The sequence below is a fragment of the Rathayibacter sp. VKM Ac-2927 genome, from assembly GCF_022815525.1.
Classification (GTDB): domain Bacteria; phylum Actinomycetota; class Actinomycetes; order Actinomycetales; family Microbacteriaceae; genus Rathayibacter; species Rathayibacter festucae.
In genome coordinates, this window is record NZ_JALGRT010000006.1 from 33,636 (window position 1) to 55,629 (window position 21,994).

Consider the following 21,994-nt stretch of genomic DNA (forward strand, 5'->3'; position numbering starts at 1 on the left):
GGCACGATCGCGCTCTCCGAGCACAGAGTCGTGTCCCTTTCCGCTCCCCCGTCGTCAGGAGACACGCGTGTCGTCGATGCTCTACCGACTCGGCCGCTGGGTGTTCCGCGCCCACCGGCTGGTCGCCGTCCTCTGGCTCGCCGTCGTCGTCCTCGCGGGCGGCGGCGCGCTGCTGCTCAACCAGGGCACGGACAACACCTTCTCCATCCCCGGCACGCAGTCGCAGACCGCGCTGGACCAGCTCGAGCGCACCTTCCCGCAGGTCAGCGGCACCTCGGCGCGCTACGTCGTCGTCGCGCCCGACGGCGGCAGCGTCGAGGACGCGGACATCAGCGGCCCGGTCGGCGAGGCGGTCACCGCGCTGGAGGCGATCGACGGCGTCGCGGCGGTCACCGACCCCTACTCCGACACCGTCGAGGGCACGATCTCCGAGGCCGGCAACGCGCTCGTCATCACCACGCAGATGGACGGCTCCGCCACCACGACCTCCGAGGCGTCGCGGGACGCGCTCCAGGCCGAGGCCACCACCCTCCAGGACGCGCTCCCCGCGGGCGCCGTGGTCTCGCTCGGCGGCGACCTCTTCTCCCAGAGCCTGCCCGGCGTCACCGTCACCGAGGGGATCGGCCTCCTCGTGGCGCTGGTCGTCCTGGTGCTCACCTTCGGCTCGTTCCTCGCCGCCGGCATGCCGCTGGTGACCGCGCTGCTCGGCGTCGCGCTCTCGATGTCCGCGATCTTCATCGCGACCCGCTTCGCCTCGATCTCCTCCACCACGCCGCTGCTGGCGCTGATGCTCGGCCTCGCGGTCGGCATCGACTACGCGCTCTTCATCATCAGCCGGCACCAGGACCAGCTGAAGCAGGGAATGGCGCCGGAGGAGTCGGCCGCCCGCGCGACCGCGACCGCCGGCTCCGCGGTCGTCTTCGCCGGCCTGACCGTCATCATCGCGCTCGCCGGCCTCTCGGTCGCGGGCATCCCGTTCCTCACCACGATGGGCATCGCGGCGGCGGGCGGAGTCGCGATCGCGGTGGTCATCGCCCTCACGCTCACCCCCGCGCTGCTCGGCTTCGCCGGCGAGCGCCTCCGGCCGAAGGAGCGGAAGGCGAAGAAGGCCGCCGCGAAGCAGGCTGCCGCGACCTCCGGCGCCGAGAAGGCCGCCGTCACCACCGGCGCCCACACCGACCCCGACGCCGCCGAGGACGCGACCGCCCCCTCCCCCGGCTCGCACGTGCACGCCGAGGTCCCGCGCGGCTTCTTCCGCGGCTGGGTGCGCGTCGTCACCCGCTTCCCGATCCTCACGATCATCGCCGTCGTCGGCGTGCTCGGCATGGCGTCGATCCCGGCGCTGAGCCTCCGCCTCGCGCTGCCCGACGCCGGCTACCAGTCCGAGGGCACCCCCGCGCGCGACACCTACGACCTGCTCGCCGAGAACTTCGGCCCCGGCTACAACGGCCCGCTCATCGTCACCGGCACGATCATCGGATCGACCGACCCGCTCGGCCTGATGGGCGACCTCAAGACCGAGATCGAGGGCCTGGACGGCGTCGCCTCCGTGCCGCTCGCCACCCCGAACGAGACCGCCGACACCGGGATCATCCAGGTGATCCCCGAGGGCGGCCCCGACTCCGAGGCGACCAAGGCGCTGGTCGCCGAGATCCGCGACAAGCACGACTACTTCGAGGAGACCTACGGGGTGGACCTCGCGGTCACCGGGCAGACCGCGGTCGGCATCGACATCTCCGACACCCTGGCGAACGCGCTGCTGCCGTTCGGCCTGCTGGTCGTCGGGCTCTCGCTGGTGCTGCTGACGATGGTCTTCCGCTCGCTCTGGGTGCCGCTGAAGGCGACGCTCGGCTACCTGCTCTCGGTCGGCGCGTCCTTCGGCGCCGTCGCGGCGGTCTTCGAGTGGGGCTGGTTCGCCGACGCCCTGCACGTGGACAAGACCGGCCCGATCATCAGCTTCATGCCGATCATCCTGATGGGCGTGCTCTTCGGGCTGGCGATGGACTACGAGGTGTTCCTCGTCTCGCGGATGCGCGAGGACTACGTGCACGGCCGTCCGGCCCGCGCGGCGGTCGAGTCGGGCTTCGTCGGCTCGGCGAAGGTCGTGACCGCGGCGGCGATCATCATGTTCTCCGTCTTCGCGGCGTTCGTGCCGGAGGGCGACACCAACATCAAGCCGATCGCGCTCGGCCTGGCGGTGGGCGTGTTCGTCGACGCCTTCATCGTGCGGATGACGCTCGTGCCCGCGGTGCTGCATCTCCTCGGCGACCGCGCCTGGCACATGCCGCGCTGGCTCGACCGGGTGCTCCCCTCCTTCGACGTGGAGGGCGAGGGCCTGACCAAGGAGCTTGCTCTCGCCGACTGGCCCGAGCCCGGCGCCAGCGACGCGGTCGCGGCCGAGGGGCTGTGCCTCGACGGTCCCGACGGCCCGGTCTACCGCGACGTCGACGTGCGGGTGCCCGCGGGCGGCGCACTCGTCGTGCACGGCCCGCACCGCTCGGGCCGCACCGCGCTGCTGCTGACGATCGCGGGGCGCCTCGCCCCCGACGCCGGCCGGCTCAAGGTCGACGGCCTCGTCGTGCCGATCCGCTCCTCCGCGGTCCGCGGGCGCGTCGGACTCGTCCGGCTCGCCGGCGCGGCCGATCCGGTGGCCGAGGTGCGCGCGGCGCTCGAGACGGCTCCGCCGCTGCTCGTGCTCGACGACCTCGACACCGTCACCGACCCGCAGCTGCGCGACGGGATCCGCGCCGAGCTCGACCGGGCCCGCGCGAAGGCCGCGCAGAAGGAGCGCTCCTTCACGGTGATCGCCTCCTCCGTCGACGCGGACGCGCTCGACGACCTCCTCCCCACCGACCGCGGCGAGCTCGCGGTCTCCCCCGCGGCCGAGCGCCGCGCTATCGCGAAGGTCCGCTGACAGATGGCTCTCTTCTCCCTCGAACGCCCCCGCGGCGTCAAGAAGGTGTCCTGGGTGACCCTTCTCGGCATCGTCCTCGTCCCGCTGGTCATCGGCGGCCTGCTCGTCTGGGCGCTGTGGAACCCGACCGAGCGCCTCGACACCATCACGGCCGCGGTCGTGAACGAGGACACCCCCGTCGAGCTCAACGGGCAGACCGTGCCGCTCGGCCGCCAGCTCGCGGCCGGGCTCGTCACCGGCGGGGAGACGGACGCGGCGACGCCCGCGCCCTCCGCGTCCGGCACTCCCTCCCCCTCCTCGAGCCCCGCGGCGAACGTCTCGGGCTCCGACTCGACCGGCAACTTCACCTGGGTCCTCACCGACAAGGACGACGCGGCGAAGGGCCTCGCCGACGGCAGCTACGCGACCGTCGTCACCATCCCGTCCTCGTTCTCCGCTGCCGCGACCTCCTACGCCGGAGACGCCGCCGCCGCGACGAAGGCCACGATCGACATCGCCACCAGCGAGAAGGCGAAGCTCGTCGACGACGCCATCTCGGCGACGGTCACCAGCACGGCGACGGCGCTGCTGAACACGCAGCTGACCACCGCCTACCTCGAGAACATCTACGTCGGCTTCAACACCCTGAACGAGCAGATCGGCCAGGCCGCCGACGGCGCGGGCACGCTCGCGGACGGCGCCGACCAGCTCGGCACCGGCGCCTCGACGCTCGCCGACGGCACCAGCACGCTCGCGGACGGCATCGACGACCTCGCCACCGGCGCCTCCGGCCTCTCGGACGGAGTGGCGCAGCTCGGCACCGGCGCGTCCTCCCTGGCGGACGGCGTCGCGCAGGTCGGCACCGGCGCCTCCGACCTCTCGGGCGGGGTCTCGCAGCTCGCGACCGGCGCGCAGCAGTCGGCCGACGGCGCGACGCAGCTCGCGACCGGCGCGGGCTCGCTCGCGGACGGCCTCGACGGTCTCGCCGCGGGAGTCTCGGCGCTGGGCGACACCGCCGCGACCGCCTCCGGGCTCGCCGCCCAGTCCGCGACCACCACCGGCACCTCGCTCGGCACCATCGCCGCGCTCGCGCAGTCCTGCGCCGCGACCGACCCCGTCTGCGCCGCCATCCTCGCGGAAGCCGGCAGCCAGCTCGACACCACGAACCAGGCCGGCGCGCTCTACCAGGCGGGCGCGACCGCGCAGTACGCCGCGGGCATCTCGGCCGGCATCAACGACGGAGCGAACGGTCAGCCGTCGCTCGTCGCCGGGACCGCGCAGTCGGCCGCCGGAGCGCGCGGCGTCGCCGACGGAGCGACCGCCCTCGCGGGCGGCCTGGGCCAGCTCTCGACCGGCGCCGCGACGGCCGCCGGCGGAGCGTCGCAGCTCGCCACCGGCGCCGCCTCCGCCGCCGACGGCGCACGCCAGCTGGCGACCGGCGCGACCTCGGCCGCGGACGGAGCCGCGCAGCTCTCGACCGGCGCCTCCTCGGCGGCCGACGGAGCACGACAGCTCGCCGACGGCGCGGGCGGAGTCTCGGACGGCGCCCTCCAGCTCGCCGACGGCACCCGCTCGCTCGCGACCGGCCTCGACGCCGCGGTGGCCCAGCTGCCGACGTACACGGAGTCGGAGTCGCAGAACCTCGCCGACGTCGTCTCCGACCCGGTCGAGAACTCGAGCGGCAACACCACGGACCTCTTCGGAGCGTCGAGCGTGCCGTTCTTCGCGACGATCGCGCTCTGGCTCGGTGCCCTGGCGACCTTCCTCGTCCTCGCCGCGTTCTCGCACCGCGCGCTCTCCTCGACCCGCTCCTCCGCGGCGCTGGCGCTGTCCTCCTACGTGCCGGCCCTCGTGATCGGACTGGTGCAGGGCCTCGCCGTCGCGATCGTGATGAGCGCGGTCGCGAGTCTGGACCTCGTGACCTGGTTCGGCTTCGCCGCGCTGGCGATGCTCGCGGGGGCCTCGTTCGGCGCCGTGAACCAGGGCCTGGTCGCGCTGCTCGGCGGGCTCGGCCGCTTCGTCTCGATGGTCGCGGCCGTGATCGGCCTCGGCGCCGGCATCATCTCGACCGTCCCGGGCGTCTTCGACGACGCCCTCGCCTTCCTGCCGCTCTCCGCCGCGCAGAACGCGCTGGCCGGCGTGGTCGAGGGCACCGGCGGCGTCGGCGGCGCGGTGGTCGGCCTGCTGATCTGGCTGCTCTTCGGCCTCCTGCTGACGGTCGCCGCCATCGCCCGCCGCCGCGTCACCTCGGTCCGCGCCCTGACCCGCCCCGTCGAGGCCTGACCCCTCCCCTCCGCGAGATGCCACTTGTGCACGCGACACGCCGTGTCGAGCGTGCACAAGTGGCATCTCGCGGAAGGGGTAAGGACGTCCAGCATCACGGAGCGGCCGCCGCAGGCGCCTCCCATGCTGGTCGAGCAGCCGCCGGAGGCGGCGTATCGAGACCCGCCGTCGTCAGCAGGCCGGGTCCGCAGACTCCACTTCTGACGCTGGTGGATCTCGATACGCCCGCTGCGCGGGCTACTCGATCAGCATGAAGCGGGGGCCGCTCGGTGAGCGGCCGCCCAGCATGTCGGGCGGGCGCCCATCCATGCTGGTCGGGTAACCGCCGCAGGCCCGCACCCATGCTGGTCGAGTAGCCGCCGGAGGCGGCGTATCGAGACCCGCAGGCAAGCCCGCCGGGCCGCCCTCAGTCCGCCGCGCCGCTCGCGATCTGCTCGTGGTGGTGGATGACCTCGGCGACGATGAAGCCGAGGAACTTCTCCGCGAAGGCCGGGTCGAGGTGCGCGTCCTCCGCCAGCGCCCGCAGCCGCGCGATCTGGCGCGACTCGCGGTCGAGGTCGGCGGGCGGCAGGCCGTGCGCCGCCTTCAGCCGCCCGACCTTCTGGGTGAACTTGAAGCGCTCGGCGAGCAGGTGGATCAGCGCCGCGTCGATGTTGTCGATGCTCTGACGGATCTGCTCGAGCTCGGCCAGCGCCTCGGCGTCCGACCCCTCGCGCGACGGTTCCTCGATCATGCCTCCGACCCTAACGGACGGGCACGACGCACTCCTGCCGTGGCAGACCTCCGGCTCGCGGAGGCACCTCCGGCACGCCGAAAGCCGCAGTTCCCGCGAGCCCGACCCGTAATCACGAGCCCGAGCTCGACCCCCGCCAAGCTCCGGCACGCAGAAACACCCCGGGCACGCGAAATCTCGCGATTTCCACGAGCCCCAGCCAGAATCACGAGCCGAAGCTCGACCCCACCGACCCCCGGCACGCACAAACGCTTCCGGCACGTCGAATCCCGCGATTCCCGCGAGCCGGAGCCGGAATCACGAGCCGAAGGCGGCGGCACGTCGAAGGCCCCCGCCCGTCACCGGGCAGGGGCCTTCGAGGAGAGGCGGCGTCAGTCGACGATGTTGAGGACGACGTCCACGTTGCCGCGGGTCGCGTTCGAGTACGGGCACATGGTGTGCGCCTTCTCGGCGACGGCGTGCGCGTCCTCCGAGCTCGCCTTGGGGACATAGATGTCGAGCTCGACCGCGAGGCCGAAGCCGCCGTCGTCGTTCTTGCCGATCGAGACGCTCGCCGACACCTGCGCGTCGGTGGTGTCGATCGAGAGCGCCTTGCCGGAGCCGTGCAGCGCGCTGAGGAAGCAGGCCGCGAAGCCGGCGGCGAAGAGCTGCTCGGGGTTCGTGCCCTCGCCGGAGCCGCCGAGCTCCTGGGGCGGGCGGGTGTCGAGGTCGAGCCGGTCGTCCTCGGTGCGGACGTGGCCGTCGCGTCCTCCACCGGAGGCGTGGGCGATGGCGGTGTAGAGAGCATCCATCCCTCCATCACACCACTGCGCGGCCGGGAGCGGGGTGAGCGTCGGGTGCACGTCCTCTCGACATCGCCGGCGCTCGGCACGGCCCTCACCCGGGAAGAGCCTCCGAACCGCGCCGTCCGGCCGTCAACCCCCTCGCGACTCCGCGCCGCCGGGTGTGGCCTGGAGAGGTACCCGGCGAGCGCCGGAGAACCACCGGCGTCAGCGCCGGGAGAAGGAGGAAGCATGCGCGCACTCACGTGGCAGGGCGTCGAGAAGGTCTCGGTCGAGACGGTTCCCGATCCCCGCATCCAGCAGCCGACGGACGCCATCGTCCGGATCACCTCGACCGCCATCTGCGGCTCCGACCTGCACCTGTACCGCCTGCTCGGCCCGTACCTCGACAAGGGCGACATCCTCGGCCACGAGCCGATGGGCGTCGTCGAGGAGGTCGGCGCGGGCATCACCAAGCTCAAGGTCGGCGACCGCGTCGTCGTCCCGTTCAACATCTCCTGCGGCGAGTGCTTCATGTGCCGTCGCGGCCTGCAGTCGCAGTGCGAGACCACCCAGGTGACCGAGTACGGCTCCGGAGCCTCGCTCTTCGGCTACACGAAGATGTACGGCCAGGTCCCCGGCGGCCAGGCGGAGTTCCTCCGCGTGCCGCTCGCCGACTACAACACCGTCGTCGTCGACACCGTCCTGCCGGACGAGAACTACCTCTTCCTCAGCGACATCGTGCCGACGGCCTGGCAGGGCGTCGAGTACGCGAACGTGCCCGACGGCGGCTCGCTCGTCGTCTTCGGCCTCGGCCCGGTCGGCCAGTTCGCCGCCCGCATCGGCGCGCACAAGGGCTACCGCGTGCTCGCGGTCGACCCGGTCGCCGAGCGCCGCGCGATGGCCGCCCGTCACGGCATCGAGGTCTTCGACTTCACGGACGACATCAACGACCAGTTGCGCGACCTCACCGAGGGCCGCGGCCCCGACTCCGTCGTCGACGCGGTCGGCATGGAGGCGCACGGCTCGCCGATGGGCTCGTTCGCGCAGACCGTCGCCGGGCTGCTCCCCGACCCGATCGCGCGGAAGGCGATGGACACGGTCGGCGTCGACCGGCTCGCCGCGGTCGTCTCCTCGCTCGACCTGGTGCGCCGCGGCGGCACGGTCTCGCTGAGCGGTGTCTACGGCGGCGAGGCGGACCCGCTGCCGCTGAAGTCGATGTTCGACAAGCAGATCACCCTGACGATGGGCCAGTGCAACGTGAAGCGCTGGATCGACGACCTGCTGCCGCTGGTCGAGGACTCGAGCGACCCGCTGGGCGTCAACGACCTCGTCACCCACCGCGCCCCCCTCGAGGACGCCCCCGGCCTCTACGAGACCTTCCAGAAGAAGGAGGACGGCTGCATCAAGGTCGTCCTGCAGCCGTAGCGGGCGGCGTGGGGTCTCGATATGCGCCTCCGGCGATACTCGACCAGCATGGGCCGCTCATGCTGATCGAGTAGCCGCGGGACGCGGCGTATCGAGATCCCTCCGCCGGGACACGACGAAGGCGGCGTCCCCGAGGGGGCGCCGCCTGAGTCGTGGTGCGGGGTAGACCTACTTGAAGACGTCCTTGATGTCCTCGCCGGTCTGCTTCGCGGAGGCCGAGGCCTGGTCCTTCTGGCCCTCGGCCTTCAGGCTGTCGTCGTTCTTGTGGTCGCCCAGGGCTTCCTTCGCCTTGCCGGCGATGTCCTGAGCGGCGTTCTTGATCTTGTCATCGAGCCCCATAGTGGTGCCTCCTTCGTGATCGTCGTGCGCTGAACTGTCACCCGAAGGTAGGAGCCGTTTCTGCTCGTCGGCTGGGAGCCGGAAGGGGCTTGCCCGGACGATCGCCGAGGTGCCACGATCGTCGGTTGCCCGCTCCCGGCGGGGTCACATGACGGGCGTCGCGGTGTCCGACGGCGCGGTCTGCGTCGGCTCCATCGTGGGCGTGCGGGTCGAGCCGTCATCGGCGCTGGTGGGCACGGCGCTCCCGGACTGGTTCGGGGTCTGCGCGTCGCCGGTGCAGCCCGCGAGCAGGCCGATGGTCAGGGCGGAGGCGCCGAGCGCGCCGAGGACGCGCACGGTGCGGGACGGTCGAGTGCTGAGCATGGGGTGCCTTTCCGGAAGCGGAGACGGGGCGGTCGTGCCCCCGTCCCCGTCGACGCTAGGCAGCGCTCTTCGCCGACGAGAAGGGCTTGACGCGCCGGTCCACCGGATCCGGAGCCGACGTCCAGGAAGCGCCGCCCGGGCGTCAGAGCACGGATGCGCGGGATCGTACGCCCTCACGCCTTCTGTCCGCTACGCCCTATCTCGGTGCGCGGCGCACTGCCCAGACTGGCGACGCCGGCACGCAGACCACCATTTCTCGATCCTGGAAGGGACAGACGATGTCGAACATCGATCCCGCTTCACCTCCGTTCGGAGACGGCGCGGCGAACGCCCGCGCCGCCGACCCCTCGTACGACAGCACCGACAGCACCTACGACGCACCGCTCACCTCCGAGCCGTACTCGTCGGACACGACGACCACGGACACGACCTCCGGCGCGCACAGCGTCGGCGGGGGCACCTCGGGCAGCGTCTCGGACGCCGCCGGCTCCGCCAAGGAGAAGGCCGCCGAGACCGCGGGCGCTGCGAAGGAGCAGGCCGGCGCCGTCGCCGGCGACGCCAAGCAGGCCGCGGGCGACGTGCTCGCCACCGGCAAGGAGGAGGCCGCCAACGTCGCCCAGGAGGCGAAGGTGCAGGTCAAGGACCTCCTCGACCAGAGCCGCACCCAGCTCACCGAGCAGGCGCACGCCCAGAAGGAGAACGCCGCCAAGGGCGCCCGCGCCTTCAGCGACGACCTCACCGCGCTCGCGAACGGCGAGGGCGGCGACGACAACGCGGCGTCGAAGCTCGTCTCGCAGGCCGCCGAGCGCGTCCAGGGCGTCGCCTCGTGGCTCGAGAACCGCGACCCCTCCGAGCTGCTGGACGACGTCCGCTCGTTCGCGCGCCGCCGTCCAGGTGCGTTCATCCTGATCGCCGCCGCGACCGGCCTGGTCGCCGGACGCCTCGTCCGCGCGCTGACCGCCGAGGCGAAGGACGAGAAGGCCGCGACCGCGGACACCTCCGGACCCGAGTTCGCCGCTCCCGCCGCCGCGGACTACTCCGGCGGCGCGACCACGACGACCGCGTTCGACGAGCGCGGCGATTTCGCGCCGACCGAGCCGGTCGCCGACCCGCTGAGCACGCCGATCACGCCCGGCTACGACGCCTTCCCGAACGGAACCCGGCCGTGAGCGATCCGCTGGGCGCGCATCGCGCCTCCGCCGAGCCGACGCCCGGAGAGCGCGCGGGCTCGACCTCCCTGGGCGATCTGCTCGGCGAGGTCTCCCGCGACCTCTCGACGCTGATCCGCCAGGAGATGGCGCTGGCCAAGGCCGAGATCAAGGAGTCGGCCGGCAAGGCCGGGAAGGGCGCCGGACTCCTCGGCGGCGCGGGCTACGCGGCGCTGATGGCCGTGCTCTTCCTCTCGATCGCCCTCTGGTGGGCGCTCGGGACGCTGGTCGGCAACGGCTGGTCGGGCGTGATCGTCGCCGTGATCTGGGGCGTCGTCGCGGCGATCCTCTTCGCCGTCGGCCGCAAGAGCCTCAAGCAGGTCGACGGAGTCCCCGAGACGGTCGACACCCTCAAGCAGATTCCCGAAACCCTCAAGCCGAACGGGGCAGGACGATGACGTACGACGCAGGACAGAGCAAGACTCCGGAGGAGATCCGGGCCGACATCGAGCGCACGCGGCTCGAGCTCGGCGGAGACGTGGACGCGCTGGCCGAGAAGGTCAGCCCGAGCGCGATCGTCGACCGCCAGACCGACAAGGTCAAGGCGGCCGTCGGCTCCGTGCGCGACCGGGTGATGGGCTCGGCGCACGACGCCGGCGACTCGCTCTCCGGCACGGCCGGAGCGGTGAAGAGCAAAGCGAACGGCAACCCCTTCGCGGTGGGCCTGATGGCCTTCGGCGCCGGGCTCCTGATCGCCTCGCTCATCCCCGCCTCGGACGCCGAGAAGGACGCGGCCGGCAAGGTCAAGGAGCAGGCGCAGCCCGTCGTCGACTCCGTGACCGGTGCCGCGAAGGACGTCGCGAACGAGCTGCGCGAGCCGGCGCAGCAGGCCTTCGCCTCGGTGAAGGACACCGCGACCGACGCCGCGCAGAACGTCAAGGAGGCGGGTGGATCCGCCGCCGAGGACGTCAAGGACTCCGCCCGCGAGGCCAAGCACGCGGTGCAGGAGAACGTGACGCAGGACAGCGACCGCTCGTAACTCCCCCTCTCCGCGAGATGCCACTTGTGTACGCCTTTCACGGCGTGTCGCGTACACAAGTGGCATCTCGCTGTCTGGGACGGGGTGCGCGGGAATAGGGGGCGGCTCGCGGGGCTTCTGGGTCGTATGCGATCCATCGTCTACTCCCGCTCCGGTTCCTCCTCCGTCCTCTCGCTCGTCGACCGGGAGGCCGGCACGCCGGGCGCCGGCGAGGTGCGCGTGCGCGTCCTCGTCTCGGGCGTCAATCCGACCGACTGGAAGGCGCGCGCCGGTGGCGAGCCGCCCTTCGCCGAGGTCGTCCCCAATCAGGACGGCGCCGGCGTGATCGACGCCGTCGGCGAGGGCGTCGACGGGTTCGCGGTCGGCGACCGCGTCTGGTTCCACCTCGCCGCCCACCAGCGGCCGACCGGCTCCGCGCAGGAGTCGACCGTCCTCGCCGCCGAGCACGTCGTGCGCCTGCCCGAGGGCATCGGCGCCGAGCTCGGAGCGAGCCTCGGCGTCCCCGCGATGACCGCGCACCGCGCCCTGACCGTGCACGAGGAGGGGCCCGCCCGCCTCTCCCCCGGCGCGCTCGCCGGCCGCACCGTCCTGGTGCAGGGCGGCGCGGGCGCGGTCGGTCACGCCGCCATCCAGCTCGCGGTCTGGGCCGGAGCGACCGTCATCGCCACCGTGAGCAGCGACGCGAAGGCGCGTCTCGCGACGGCCGCCGGCGCGCAGCACGTCCTGCAGTACCCGGACGAGCAGCTCGCGGAGAGGATCCTCGAGATCGCTCCCGACGGCGTCCAGCAGATCGTCGAGGTGGCGCCGACGCAGAACGCCGCCCTCGACGTCGAGGTGCTCGCGAACCACGGCAGCATCGGCTACTACGCGAACAACAACGGCGACGAGTTCACCATCCCGATCGTGCCGAGCTTCGCCAAGAACGCCCGCTGGCAGGGCCTGCTGCTCTACACGGTCGGCGAGGCGCCGCTCCAGGCCGCGGCCGAGGACATCACCGCGGCCCTGCGCGACGGCGCCCTCCCCGTCGGCGAGGAGGCCGGCCTGCCGCTGACCTGGTTCCCGCTCGAGGAGACCGCCGCCGCCCACGACGCCGTCGAGAGCGGCGTGACGGGCAAGGTGCTGATCCGCGTCGCCGCGGAGTAGGGACGCCTGCCTTCTGCATGCTGATCGAGTAGCCCGCGGAGCGGGCGTATCGAGATCCACCACCGCCGGAACGCGAGTCTGCAGACCCGCCCTGCTGGCGATGGCGGGTCTCGATACGCGCTGCGCGCTACTCGACCAGCATGGAACTCACGTGCCCGCCCACGCCGTGCAGCGCGTTCGCGCCTTTCTTCGCATGCTCGCGCCGGAGGGCCTCTTCATGCTGATCGAGTAGCCCTCGCAGAGGGCGTATCGAGATCCGCGGTCAGCCGCGCAGCGGCGGCGAGCCGGCGACCGTCGCGCGGTCGGCGAGGCCGTCGAGGAGCTCGCGCAGCGCCTCCTCGGCGGTGGTCGTCGGCTCCCAGCCGAGGACGGTGCGCGCCTTCTCCGTCGACATGACCGGCGTGTTCGTGGCGATGTCGAGCCAGCCCGCGTCGGTGCGCTGCAGCCGGAGCCGCCAGGTCGCGGTGACGATCGAGCGGAGCAGCCCCACCGGCACCGTCACGAGCCGCGCGCCGACGACGTCCGCGATCCGCTGCGGCGTGAGCACCGGCTCCGCGGCGATGTTGAAGGCCCCGCCCGCCCGGCGGTCGAGCGCGCGCCAGAACGCGTCTGCGACGTCGTCGGCGTGCACGCCCTGGAAGATCAGCGTCCGCGGCAGCGGCAGCACCGGCGGCCGGACCGCCCGCAGCCAGCGCGTCGGGTACCGCGGGCCGGCGAAGAGCCCGGCGATCTCGGTCGCCGCCCCGCGCTGGAAGACCAGCCCCGGGCGCAGCCTGGTGAGCACCACCTCCGGGTGCTCCGTCTCGAACGCGTCCATCGCGCGCTCGTTCGCCGCCTTGTGCCGGCTGTAGGTCGAGGTGTGCAATCCGCCGGTCGGCCAGCTCTCGTCGACGCGCAGGCTCTTCGGCGCCGCGCTGTAGGCGCCGACGGACGACGCCACCGCGACCTGGCCGACTCCGCTCGCCGCCGCGGCCGCCAGCACCGCCGCGGTCCCGCCGACGTCGACCAGACGCTGGAACGGCTCGTCGTGGCTCGGCTGCAGCGCCCAGGCCAGGTGCACGACCGCGTCCACGCCGGTGAACGCCTTCCGCAGCTGACGCTCCGCGTCGCTCGAGGCCACGTCGACCTCGTGCCAGCGCACGTCGCGGTACTCGTCCGCTCCGGGTCGCGGCTCGCGCCGGGCGATCCCGATGATCTCCGTCACCGCGTCCTCCCGCTGGAGGCGCCTCAGCAGGGCCGTGCCCAGGTTGCCCGTCGCTCCGACGATCGCGATACGCATGATGTCCCTCCGCGGGCGGCGTCCGCCGTCCTGCTCCGAGGCTAGGCACCGCTCCCCCGCCGCAGCAGCCGCTTGACACTCCCCGCCCCGCCGACCGCCCCGCCCGACCGCCTAGCCCACCCGACCACCGCGGCGCATCCCCGCGCGGCGGACCGCACGCCTGCCTAGCCTGGAAGGCATGTCCCGCCCCTCGCCCGTCGTCCGCCACCGGATCGACGGGATCGAGCTCCGGACCCTCGCGACCGGTCGCGCCGACGCCGAGCGCACCTTCGTCCTGATCCACGGCATCGGGATGTCGCACCACACCTTCTCGACCCTCGCCGTCGCCCTCCGCGCGCACGGCCGCGTCGTCGCCGTCGACCTCGCCGGCTTCGGCGCCAACCGCTCGCCCCGCCGCCGCGTCGGCATCGCCGACCACGCCCGCCTCGTCGAGAGAGCGCTGGCGGAGCAGGGCGTCACCCGGGCGGTCGTCGTCGGCCACTCGATGGGCGCCCAGGTGGCGGTCGAGCTCGCCGCCCGCGCGCCCGGCCTCGTCGCGGGCGCGGTCCTGATCGGCCCCGTCGTCGATCCGCAGCGTCCCGGCGCCGTCCGGCAGGGTCTCGCCCTCGCCCGCGACTGCCTGGGCGAGCCGCTCGGCGTCGACGCCCTGCTCTTCGCCGACTACGTCCGCGGCGGTCTCGGCTGGTACCTGCGCCAGCTGCCCGAGATGCTGCACTACCCGATCCAGCGGCGGCTGGCCGCGGTCAGCGCGCCCGTGCTGATCGTGCGCGGACGGGACGATCCGATCGCCACCCGCGACTGGTGCGAGCGCCTCCTCGCCCACGCGGCGGAGGCGCACCTCCTCGAATTCGCCGGCTCCCGCCACGTGGTCCCGCGCACGCAGCCGGAGTCGCTCGCGCTCGCGCTCGCGTCCTTCGCCGCCGACATCGCCCGCGCGCCCGACGCCGACCCGTCCCCGGTGCCCGCATGACGCACCTCGTCCGCGACGCCGTCTGGTGGATCCGCGACTACGCCTACGCCGTCGCCTGGCAGGTCCGCGCCTTCGTCTCCCGCCGCGCCCCCGACGACTATCTCGACGGCACGGAGCGGCCGATCGTGGTCCTGCCCGGGATCTGGGAGACCTGGGCCTTCCTCCGCCCGATCATCGACCCGCTGCACCGCCGCGGCCACCCGATGCACGTGCTCACCAGCCTCGGCTGGAACGGCCGCCCGGTCGCCCGCACCGCGGAGGACGTGGCCGCCTACCTCGCCGAGCACGACCTCTGCGACGTGGTGATCGTCGCGCACAGCAAGGGCGGCCTGATCGGCAAGTACGTGATGACCGAGCTCGACCCCGACGGCCGCGTCGACCGGATGGTGGCGGTCGCCACGCCGTTCGGCGGCTCCCGCTACGCGCCCTACCTGCTGCTGAAGAGCCTCCGCTCGTTCTCGCCCCGCGACGCGACGACCCTGCTGCTCTCCAGCCAGGCGGGTGCGAACGCGCGGATCACCTCGGTCTTCGGCCTCTTCGACCCGCACATCCCCGAGGGCAGCATGCTCGAGGGCGCGGTCAACGTGCGGATGGAGACCGGCGGGCACTTCCGCATCCTCAGCGACCCGGAGACGCTCGCGGCCGTCGTCGCCGCGGTGGACGCGCCTACTCGGCCGGCGGTGTGATCGTCTCGGCGTCGGCCGGGCACTCGATGACCGCCACGCCTCCGCCGTCGGCGTCGTCGACCACGGCACCCGCCGCGGCGAACGGCGCGCGGAAGCAGTAGGCCTCCGGCAGATCGGCCACGTCCGGGAAGGCCGCGGCGTCGACCGGTGTGCGGAACGACAGCGCCCCGAACTCGCCGCCCTCGCTCAGCGCGTCGTAGGACTCGATCCCGATCAGGTCCACGCCCTCGACGGCCTGGTCGCTCGCGAGCCGGGCGTAGCCGAAGGCGTCGTCCTGCGGCCCGGAGAGGGAGGAGACGAGCGCGAGCACGCGGTCGCGCGACTCCTCGCGGGGCCCCACGTCGTTCGACACGACCACGTCCGGCGCGGGAGCGGTGCAGCCGGCGAGCGCGAGCACCGCCAGGGCCGCGCCGATCAGCAGGGCCGGCGGGGTCGCGCGGGCCGGGGAGGTCGTCGGGGCCGGTCGCGTCCGCATCAGCTTCACCCGACCGACCCTAGCCGCGTAGCAACTGCTCCGCACCGCGCGGAACCCCCTCGGCCGGGCGGGCCGCGGAGCGGAGCATGGAGCGATGAGCTCCTCCACCAGCACCGGCCCGCGCACCTCCGGCCCCACCGAGCTCCTCCTCGTGCGCCACGGCGAGAGCGTCGCCAACATCGCGGCGAGCGCCGCCGAGGCGGAGGGCGCCCACGACATCGCCGTCGACCGGCGCGACCCCGACGTCGAGCTGTCCCCGGCCGGCCGCGAGCAGGCCCGCGCGCTCGGCCGCTGGCTCGCCGACGGCAACGCCCCGGTCGCGGCCTGGTCCTCGCCGTACCTGCGCGCGTCCTCGACGGCGCAGCTGGCCTTCGAGGAGGCGGGCCTCGACCTCGTGCCCCGCCTCGACGAGCGACTCCGCGACCGCGATCTCGGCATCGCCGACCGCCTGACCACCGCGGGCTTCCGCGCGCGATTCCCCGAGGAGGCGGCGCGGCGGGACTGGCTCGGCAAGTTCTACTACCGCCCGCCGGGCGGCGAGTCCTGGACCGACCTCGCCCAGCGGGTGCGCTCGTTCCTGGACCACCTCGACGTCGTCGCGCCGGCCGGACCGGTCGCGCTGTTCTGCCACGACGCCGTCGTCCTGATCATCCGCTCGGTCTGCGAGGGGCTCACCGAGCGCGAGCTGCTCGACATCGGCCGGGCGACTCCGGTCGCAAACGCCTCCGTCACCCGGCTCGTCCGCGACGGCGACGCCTGGACGCTCGAGCGCTTCAACGAGACCGCGCACCTCGAGGAGTCGAGCGCGCCGGTCACCCGCCACGACACCGGCGAGGACACCGCCGTCGACACCGCCGTCGACGACCCGCGAGGAAGGACCGACTCATGAGCGAGACCCGGCACAGGAGCGAGACCGCGCACAGGAGCGCCGTCGTCGACCGCGCCCTGCTCGAACGGCGCTGGCCGCTGCCCGACCCCGCGAGCTCGAAGCACGCGCGCGGTGACGTGGTCGTGGTCGGCGGCGCCCGCAAGACGCCGGGAGCGGCGATCCTCGCCGGGATCGCGGCCCTCCGGGTCGGCGCCGGCCGGATCACCCTCTGCGTCGCCGAGTCCGTCGCCTCCGCCACCGCCGTCGCGCTGCCCGAGTGCGGCGTCGTGCCGCTGGAGGAGACCCGCGGCGGCTCGATCTCGGGCCGCGGGCTCTCCGCGCTGGAGGGCGAGCTGGGCTCCGCCGACGTCGCGCTGATCGGCCCCGGACTCGACCACCCGAAGGCGACCGCCGCGACGCTGCGCGCGATCGCTCCGCTGCTCGCCGACGTCCCCGCCGTGCACCTCGACGCCTTCCCGCTCGGCGTGCTGCCGGGCCAGCGGCGCGTCGCCCGCGCCCTCGCCGGCCGTCTGCTCCTGACGCCGAACACGGAGGAGGCCGCGCGGCTGCTCGGCGCGGAGGTGGACGACGTGGAGGCCGCCGCGATCGCCGTCGCGCAGCGCTACGGAGCGGTCGTCAGCCTCTTCAACGTGATCGCCGCGCCCGACGGCGACGCCGTGCGCATCGAGGGCGAGCACCCCGGCCTCGCGACGGCGGGCAGCGGCGACGTCCTCGCCGGCGCGACGGCCGGGCTCCGCGCGCGCGGCCTCGACCCGCAGGGCGCCGCGGCGTGGGGTGCCTTCCTGCACACCGAGGCCGACTCGGTCCTCGTGCGCAGGCTCGGCCCGGCCGGCTACCTCGCGCGCGAGATCCCGGGCGAGTTCCCGGCGCTGCTCACAGGCTGACGCGGGAGCGGTCCGGGACGGCGGCTCGGAACGTGCGGCTCAGGACGTGCCGGTCAGGATCGGTGGCTCAGGATCGGCGGCTCAGCCGGCGGCGGTCAGTGCGCGACGTCGGCGACGGAGAAGGCCACTCCCGGCGTGATCAGGATCGACGTCTCGCGGGGCTGGCCCTCGCCCTGGTTGACGGTCAGCCAGCGCGAGGCGGTGCCGTCGAGCGCCTCCTCGACGCTCGCACGGACGTCCGCGGCGGTGGTGTCGTGCAGGCTGTAGGGGGTGCCGCCGTAGATCAGCTCGACGCGCTTCACAGCAGGCCCTCCTCGCTCTGGCGGGCTCCGCCGTGCGGCTCCTCGCTGATGCGCAGGCCGTGGGCGCTGTGCGAATCGGCCAGGAGCTGGCGGATCCAGTCGGGGTTGATGGCCGGCGCGCGGCCGCCGTGGTACTTGAAGCGCAGCGGGATCGCCGGGTGCAGCCAGATCGACGTGCGACCGTCGCCGACGGATTGCGAGTCCTTCCACGAGAGGTAGAAGGACTCGTTGCGCGACAGCTTCGAGCCGATGACGATCTGCAGATGGGCGAGCAGTCGGTCGTCGAAGTCGGCTTCGAGAGTCGAGTCGTAGATCAATCGGCCCATGAGGGCGGTCTCCGTTCGCAGTGCAGTCCAGCCGGCGGGGGCACGGCGGACGGTACGGGGCGATTCTAACCGCCCCGGGGCCGACGCTCAGCGTCGATCGTCGTCCGAATCGAAGTGCGGGATCTCGAGATCGGACAGGTGCGGCGAGGACGAGTCGCCCTCCTCGGCCAGCGGCTGGGACACTCCGAGCCGCGCCGTCTCCTTCGCGAGCCTCTCGACCAGGGCCGCGTCCACGATCTCCTCGCCGCCGTCGTCCTCGGTCTCCGAGAAGAGCTGGCTGGCCGGACCGATCAGCAGGGTCGCCCGGCCGAGCTCGCCGGTGGAGCGCCGGATCGGGATGTCGACCGACATCGCGCCCTTGCGCAGCGCGAGGGCCTCGGCGTAGCCGACGAGCGAGTGCGCGATCCGGCTGCCGGTGAGCACCGAGCTGCCGGCGTAGTGGATGCGTTCCATGCGTCCTTCCTACCGCTCAGCGCCCGATCGGAGCATCCGGGTTGCGCGGCGGGACCGGGCTTGATAGCGCCTCGATCCTCCGCTCGAGCCCCTCGCGGACCGCCGGCCACTCCTCCACGAGGATCGAGTGCACCGCCGTGTCGCGCCAGGAGCCGTCCGCCCGCCGCTGGTCGTGCCGCAGCACGCCCTCGAAGACCGCGCCGAGGCGGAGGATCGCCGCGCGGGAGCGCGCGTTCGCCGCGTCCGCCTGCAGCTTCACCCGCGAGAAGCCGCTGTCGAAGGCCAGGCCGAGCAGGAGGAGCTTGGTCTCGGGGTTCACAGCCGTGCCCCAGACCTCGGGGGCGTAGGCGGTCCAGCCGAGGTGCGCCGCCTCCCGCCGCTCGTCGAAGTCGGTCAGCGAGGAGGTGCCGACGACCCGGCCGTCGACGAGCACGGCGCAGGGATTGCCGGTCTCCCACGGGTAGTAGCGCCGGGCGAAGGCGCGGAACGCCTCGGCGCCGTCGGGGAGGCCCGAGGGCCCGCCGCCGTAGCCCGCGGCGAACACCTCGGGGCGGCCGATCGCGGCCCGCAGCGGCTCCAGGTGCTCCTCGGTGAGCGGCTCGAGGACGACGAGGCGGCCGGTCAGCACCGCGGGCGCCGGGCGGACGGGACGGACGGGACGATCGGACGAGGCGGGGCTGCTCATCCGGACATTCTGGGGCCACTGCGGCCCGCTGAGGAGTCCAGGACGCGTGCCAGCATGGGGTCCATGGACAGCACCGCGATGTTCGCCGCCTCGGCCGGCGCCCTGCTCCGCCTCGTCGAGCGGATCGGGGACGAGCAGTGGGCGCTGCCGGGGCTGGGCGTCTGGGACGTCCGCGGCCTGACCGGCCACGCCTCACGGGCGATCACGACGGTCGAGACGTACCTGCTCGCGGAGGAGCCGGCCGCCGCGACCGTGCCCGACGCGCTCGGCTACTACGCGGCCCTGGCCGGCGGCCGCGCCGACCCCGCGGCCGTGGCGCGGCGGGGCGTCGAGACCGGGGCGCTGCTCGGCGAGCACCCGGCCGAGGTGATCGCGGCGTCGCTGCAGCGCGCCCTCGCGCTGCTGGCGCAGCAGCCGTCCGGGCGCCTCGTCGCGATCGGCGAGCACGCCCTGGCCCTGGACGAGTACCTGCGGACCCGCGTGCTCGAGCTGGTCGTGCACACCCTCGACCTGTCGCGGGCGACGGGCCTCGCGCACGAGATCCCGCCCGAGGCGGTCGAGGCCTGCTCCGCCTTGGCGGGGGCGCTCGCCGCTCGGGCGGGACGGGGCGAGGAGCTCCTGCTCGCGCTGAGCGGGCGGGAGCGCCTCGCGGACGGCTTCTCGGTGGTATGAGAGGCCCGGTGGCGTGAGCGGCCGGGTGGTTCGAGCCGCTCGCGAGCCGAGCGGCCGGCGCGCTCAGGCGACGGCGAGCGCCTCCACCGGCGGCACCCGGGTCGCGCGGCGGGCCGGCAGGACCGCGGAGACGGCGGTGAGGACGATGCTGACCAGGACGACGGCGACCAGGATCCCGACCGGGATCGTCGGCGGCACCAGTCCGATGCCCGGCAGCGAGCCGAAGATCGCGACCGCGCCGGCCCAGCCGTAGAACGCGCCGAGGACGAGACCCAGCAGCGCCGCGGCGATCACCATCTGCGCCGCCTCGACGACGACCATCCAGCGCACCTGCGAGCCCGTGAAGCCGAGCGCGCGGAGCAGTCCCAGCTCGCGGCGGCGCTGCAGCACGCTCAGCGAGAGCGTGTTGACCATGCCGACGGCCGCGAGCAGCACAGAGAAGCCGAGCAGCACGCTCATGATCGCCGTGCTGACCGCGACGAACTGGTCGAGCGCCGCGAAGATCTCCGGGCTCATCTCGCTCGAGGCGCGCATGATCGACGAGAAGGTCGCAGCGGCCACCGCGAACATCGTGACGAGCGTCACTCCGATCACGAGGCCGATGACGGCACGCGCGCTCCGGGCGGGGTTGCGGGTGGCGTTCGCGGAGGCGAGGCGCGCGACGGGGCCGCCGCCGAAGGCCCGGCCGACCAGCGAGATCAGCGGCGGGAGCAGGACCGGCGCTCCGAGGACCACCCCGGTGAAGGAGAGCATGCCGCCCGCGAGGCCGATCAGGACGCCGAGCGGGCTGACCAGCCCGACCACGACGCCGATCACGAGGAGCAGGACGCCGACCACGAGGAGGACGATCGCCAGGACGTTCCGGCCCGTGCGTCCGCGGAGCTCGTCGTAGCGGGGCTCAGCGGCCGAGCCGGCGGCCTGCGACGGCGCGACCGAGAGCACCCGGCGGGATCCGGCCCAGGAGGCGACGACGGTCGAGACGATCACGGCGAGGCCCGGCAGCAGCAGTCCCGGCGAGGCGAGCGGCACGGCGATGCGCGTGAGGGTCCCGGTGCTGAAGGCGATCTCGGCGCCCACGGCCACCAGGACGACGGCGGCGACGAGGCCGAGGGCCGCGCCGATCAGACCCTGCACGAGGCCGGTCCGCACCACCTCGGCGCGGAGCGAGCGTCCGGAGGCGCCCAGCAGGCGCAGCAGCGCGATCTCGCGGGTGCGGCCGGCGATCACCGTCGACACCGCGTTGGAGGTGACGATCGCGCCGACGAAGACGGCGATGCCGAAGAAGACGCCGCCGACCACGCCCAAGGTCGTCGCGGCCTGCGCGATGCCGTCGAGACCGGCGGCGTCGAACGCCGCCACCATGTCGGCGATGACCATCACCAGGACTCCGCCGAACGCGGCCGAGAGCGCGGCGACCGTGATGATCGCGCCGCCGCCCTGGCCGGACGCGGCCCGGAGGCCCGTGCGGGCGCTCACGACGCTCCCTCCATCGAGAGCATCGCGCGAGAGATCTCCTCGGCGCTCATCCCGCGGCGGTCGTCGACGACGGCCCCGTCGCGGAGGAAGACGATGCGGTCGGCGAATGCCGCGGCGATCGGGTCGTGGGTGACCATCGCGATCGACTGGCCGTACTCGCGGGTCGAGGCGCGGAGGAGGCTGAGCACCTCGCGGCCGGTGCGCGAGTCGAGGTTGCCGGTCGGCTCGTCGGCGAAGATCAGCTGCGGGCGGGTGGCCAGGGCGCGGGCGATGGCGACGCGCTGCTGCTGGCCGCCGGAGAGCTCGTGCGGGCGGTGGGTGAGGCGCTCGCGGAGTCCGAGGGACTCGATCAGGCGGGCGATCCACTCCTCCTCCTCGGCCGTGACGCGGCGGCCGTCGAGCTCGAACGGGAGGCGGATGTTGCCGCGCACGTCGAGGGTCGGGACGAGGTTGAACGCCTGGAAGACGAAGCCGACGCTGCGCCGGCGGAGCACGGTGAGCTCGGCGTCGCCCATCGCGGTGATCTCGACGTCGCCGAGGAAGACGCGGCCGGCCGAGGCGGTGTCGAGGCCGGCGAGCACGTGCATCAGCGTCGACTTGCCGGAGCCGCTGGGGCCCATCACCGCGGTGAACTCGCCGCGCTCGATCGAGAGGGTGACGTCGTCGAGGGCGACGACGGGCGGCGTGCTGCCGTAGAGCTTGCGCACGTCCTCGACGCGCGCCACGACGGAGGAGGTCTGGTTCTGCATGTCCCCGACGCTACGGAG

The 21,994-nt window shown here is 73.6% G+C and carries 24 protein-coding genes; 12 read left to right on the top strand and 12 right to left on the bottom strand.

Annotated features, from left to right (window positions below):
- Positions 1-76: 76 nt before the first annotated feature.
- Both MT353_RS16675 and MT353_RS16680 read left to right on the top strand, forming a co-directional pair.
- Entirely contained in the window at positions 77-2,914 is a 2,838-nt protein-coding gene (locus MT353_RS16675; protein WP_279400863.1) for an MMPL family transporter, read from the top strand.
- A 3-nt stretch (positions 2,915-2,917) separates the two neighbouring features.
- Positions 2,918-5,176 carry a YhgE/Pip domain-containing protein gene (locus tag MT353_RS16680; RefSeq protein ID WP_243625364.1) on the top strand — a complete coding sequence of 753 codons (2,259 nt, stop codon included), beginning with the start codon at positions 2,918-2,920 and terminating at the stop codon, positions 5,174-5,176.
- 406 nt (positions 5,177-5,582) lie between these two features.
- Here MT353_RS16680 and MT353_RS16685 read toward each other — a convergent pair whose 3' ends face one another.
- The gene (locus MT353_RS16685) at positions 5,583-5,909 is read right to left on the bottom strand and encodes a chorismate mutase (protein WP_132437413.1); all 327 of its coding nucleotides are present in this window, start codon (positions 5,907-5,909) and stop codon (positions 5,583-5,585) included.
- A 371-nt stretch (positions 5,910-6,280) separates the two neighbouring features.
- On the bottom strand, positions 6,281-6,700 hold the full coding sequence (locus MT353_RS16690) for an organic hydroperoxide resistance protein (protein WP_123736270.1): 420 nt from the start codon (positions 6,698-6,700) through the stop codon (positions 6,281-6,283).
- Positions 6,701-6,922: 222 nt separating this feature from the next.
- Between MT353_RS16690 and MT353_RS16695 the strand changes: the two genes are divergently transcribed.
- Entirely contained in the window at positions 6,923-8,098 is a 1,176-nt protein-coding gene (locus tag MT353_RS16695; RefSeq protein ID WP_123736269.1) for a zinc-dependent alcohol dehydrogenase, read from the top strand.
- A gap of 168 nt (positions 8,099-8,266) precedes the next feature.
- On the opposite strand, the gene MT353_RS16700 is transcribed toward MT353_RS16695, so the two are convergent.
- Both MT353_RS16700 and MT353_RS16705 read right to left on the bottom strand, forming a co-directional pair.
- Complete coding sequence (locus MT353_RS16700; RefSeq protein ID WP_123447107.1) at positions 8,267-8,437, bottom strand: CsbD family protein; 171 nt, start codon at positions 8,435-8,437, stop codon at positions 8,267-8,269.
- A gap of 144 nt (positions 8,438-8,581) precedes the next feature.
- Positions 8,582-8,800: a hypothetical protein gene (locus tag MT353_RS16705; protein WP_123447108.1), complete on the bottom strand. Its 219-nt coding sequence runs from the start codon at positions 8,798-8,800 to the stop codon at positions 8,582-8,584.
- A 278-nt stretch (positions 8,801-9,078) separates the two neighbouring features.
- On the opposite strand from MT353_RS16705, the gene MT353_RS16710 reads away from it, so the two are divergent.
- From MT353_RS16710 to MT353_RS16725, 4 genes are all read left to right on the top strand, one after another.
- Positions 9,079-9,969 (top strand): hypothetical protein, encoded by an 891-nt coding sequence (locus tag MT353_RS16710; protein ID WP_243625365.1) that lies wholly within the window; start codon positions 9,079-9,081, stop codon positions 9,967-9,969.
- A complete protein-coding gene (locus MT353_RS16715) occupies positions 9,966-10,406 on the top strand; it encodes a phage holin family protein (protein WP_372487831.1) in 441 nt (146 codons plus the stop codon). The genes MT353_RS16710 and MT353_RS16715 overlap by 4 nt, the downstream gene beginning before the upstream one ends.
- Complete coding sequence (locus tag MT353_RS16720) at positions 10,403-10,987, top strand: DUF3618 domain-containing protein (RefSeq protein ID WP_243599327.1); 585 nt, start codon at positions 10,403-10,405, stop codon at positions 10,985-10,987. The genes MT353_RS16715 and MT353_RS16720 overlap by 4 nt, the downstream gene beginning before the upstream one ends.
- Before the next feature lie 126 nt (positions 10,988-11,113).
- The gene (locus MT353_RS16725; protein ID WP_243625366.1) at positions 11,114-12,130 is read left to right on the top strand and encodes an NADPH:quinone reductase; all 1,017 of its coding nucleotides are present in this window, start codon (positions 11,114-11,116) and stop codon (positions 12,128-12,130) included.
- A 262-nt stretch (positions 12,131-12,392) separates the two neighbouring features.
- Here MT353_RS16725 and MT353_RS16730 read toward each other — a convergent pair whose 3' ends face one another.
- The gene (locus MT353_RS16730) at positions 12,393-13,409 is read right to left on the bottom strand and encodes an NAD-dependent epimerase/dehydratase family protein (RefSeq protein ID WP_243625367.1); all 1,017 of its coding nucleotides are present in this window, start codon (positions 13,407-13,409) and stop codon (positions 12,393-12,395) included.
- Between the two features lie 178 nt (positions 13,410-13,587).
- On the opposite strand from MT353_RS16730, the gene MT353_RS16735 reads away from it, so the two are divergent.
- Positions 13,588-14,379: an alpha/beta fold hydrolase gene (locus MT353_RS16735; RefSeq protein WP_243625368.1), complete on the top strand. Its 792-nt coding sequence runs from the start codon at positions 13,588-13,590 to the stop codon at positions 14,377-14,379.
- Complete coding sequence (locus tag MT353_RS16740) at positions 14,376-15,065, top strand: triacylglycerol lipase (RefSeq protein WP_243625369.1); 690 nt, start codon at positions 14,376-14,378, stop codon at positions 15,063-15,065. Before MT353_RS16735 ends, MT353_RS16740 begins: the two co-directional genes overlap by 4 nt.
- On the opposite strand, the gene MT353_RS16745 is transcribed toward MT353_RS16740, so the two are convergent.
- Positions 15,046-15,549 (bottom strand): hypothetical protein, encoded by a 504-nt coding sequence (locus MT353_RS16745; RefSeq protein WP_243625370.1) that lies wholly within the window; start codon positions 15,547-15,549, stop codon positions 15,046-15,048. The genes MT353_RS16740 and MT353_RS16745 overlap by 20 nt on opposite strands.
- A gap of 85 nt (positions 15,550-15,634) precedes the next feature.
- Here MT353_RS16745 and MT353_RS16750 point away from each other — a divergent pair, with 85 nt between their 5' ends.
- Both MT353_RS16750 and MT353_RS16755 read left to right on the top strand, forming a co-directional pair.
- Complete coding sequence (locus MT353_RS16750) at positions 15,635-16,429, top strand: histidine phosphatase family protein (protein ID WP_243625371.1); 795 nt, start codon at positions 15,635-15,637, stop codon at positions 16,427-16,429.
- Positions 16,426-17,313: an ADP/ATP-dependent (S)-NAD(P)H-hydrate dehydratase gene (locus tag MT353_RS16755; RefSeq protein WP_243625372.1), complete on the top strand. Its 888-nt coding sequence runs from the start codon at positions 16,426-16,428 to the stop codon at positions 17,311-17,313. Before MT353_RS16750 ends, MT353_RS16755 begins: the two co-directional genes overlap by 4 nt.
- 95 nt (positions 17,314-17,408) lie before the next feature.
- On the opposite strand, the gene MT353_RS16760 is transcribed toward MT353_RS16755, so the two are convergent.
- The 4 genes from MT353_RS16760 to MT353_RS16775 all read right to left on the bottom strand — a co-directional run bounded on the left by MT353_RS16760 (position 17,409) and on the right by MT353_RS16775 (position 19,079).
- A complete protein-coding gene (locus MT353_RS16760; protein ID WP_123736258.1) occupies positions 17,409-17,615 on the bottom strand; it encodes a hypothetical protein in 207 nt (68 codons plus the stop codon).
- The gene (locus tag MT353_RS16765) at positions 17,612-17,941 is read right to left on the bottom strand and encodes an ATP-dependent DNA ligase (RefSeq protein WP_123447118.1); all 330 of its coding nucleotides are present in this window, start codon (positions 17,939-17,941) and stop codon (positions 17,612-17,614) included. Before MT353_RS16765 ends, MT353_RS16760 begins: the two co-directional genes overlap by 4 nt.
- An 87-nt stretch (positions 17,942-18,028) precedes the next feature.
- Positions 18,029-18,394, bottom strand: a complete 366-nt coding sequence (locus MT353_RS16770) for a hypothetical protein (RefSeq protein ID WP_123706004.1) — start codon at positions 18,392-18,394, stop codon at positions 18,029-18,031.
- A gap of 16 nt (positions 18,395-18,410) precedes the next feature.
- On the bottom strand, positions 18,411-19,079 hold the full coding sequence (locus MT353_RS16775) for a GNAT family N-acetyltransferase (protein ID WP_243625373.1): 669 nt from the start codon (positions 19,077-19,079) through the stop codon (positions 18,411-18,413).
- Positions 19,080-19,142: 63 nt separating this feature from the next.
- Between MT353_RS16775 and MT353_RS16780 the strand changes: the two genes are divergently transcribed.
- Entirely contained in the window at positions 19,143-19,751 is a 609-nt protein-coding gene (locus tag MT353_RS16780; RefSeq protein ID WP_243625374.1) for a maleylpyruvate isomerase N-terminal domain-containing protein, read from the top strand.
- A gap of 63 nt (positions 19,752-19,814) precedes the next feature.
- Here MT353_RS16780 and MT353_RS22035 read toward each other — a convergent pair whose 3' ends face one another.
- Positions 19,815-21,227 (bottom strand): FtsX-like permease family protein, encoded by a 1,413-nt coding sequence (locus tag MT353_RS22035; RefSeq protein WP_243625375.1) that lies wholly within the window; start codon positions 21,225-21,227, stop codon positions 19,815-19,817.
- Entirely contained in the window at positions 21,224-21,976 is a 753-nt protein-coding gene (locus MT353_RS16790; RefSeq protein WP_243625376.1) for an ABC transporter ATP-binding protein, read from the bottom strand. Before MT353_RS16790 ends, MT353_RS22035 begins: the two co-directional genes overlap by 4 nt.
- Between the last annotated feature and the right edge of the window lie 18 nt (positions 21,977-21,994).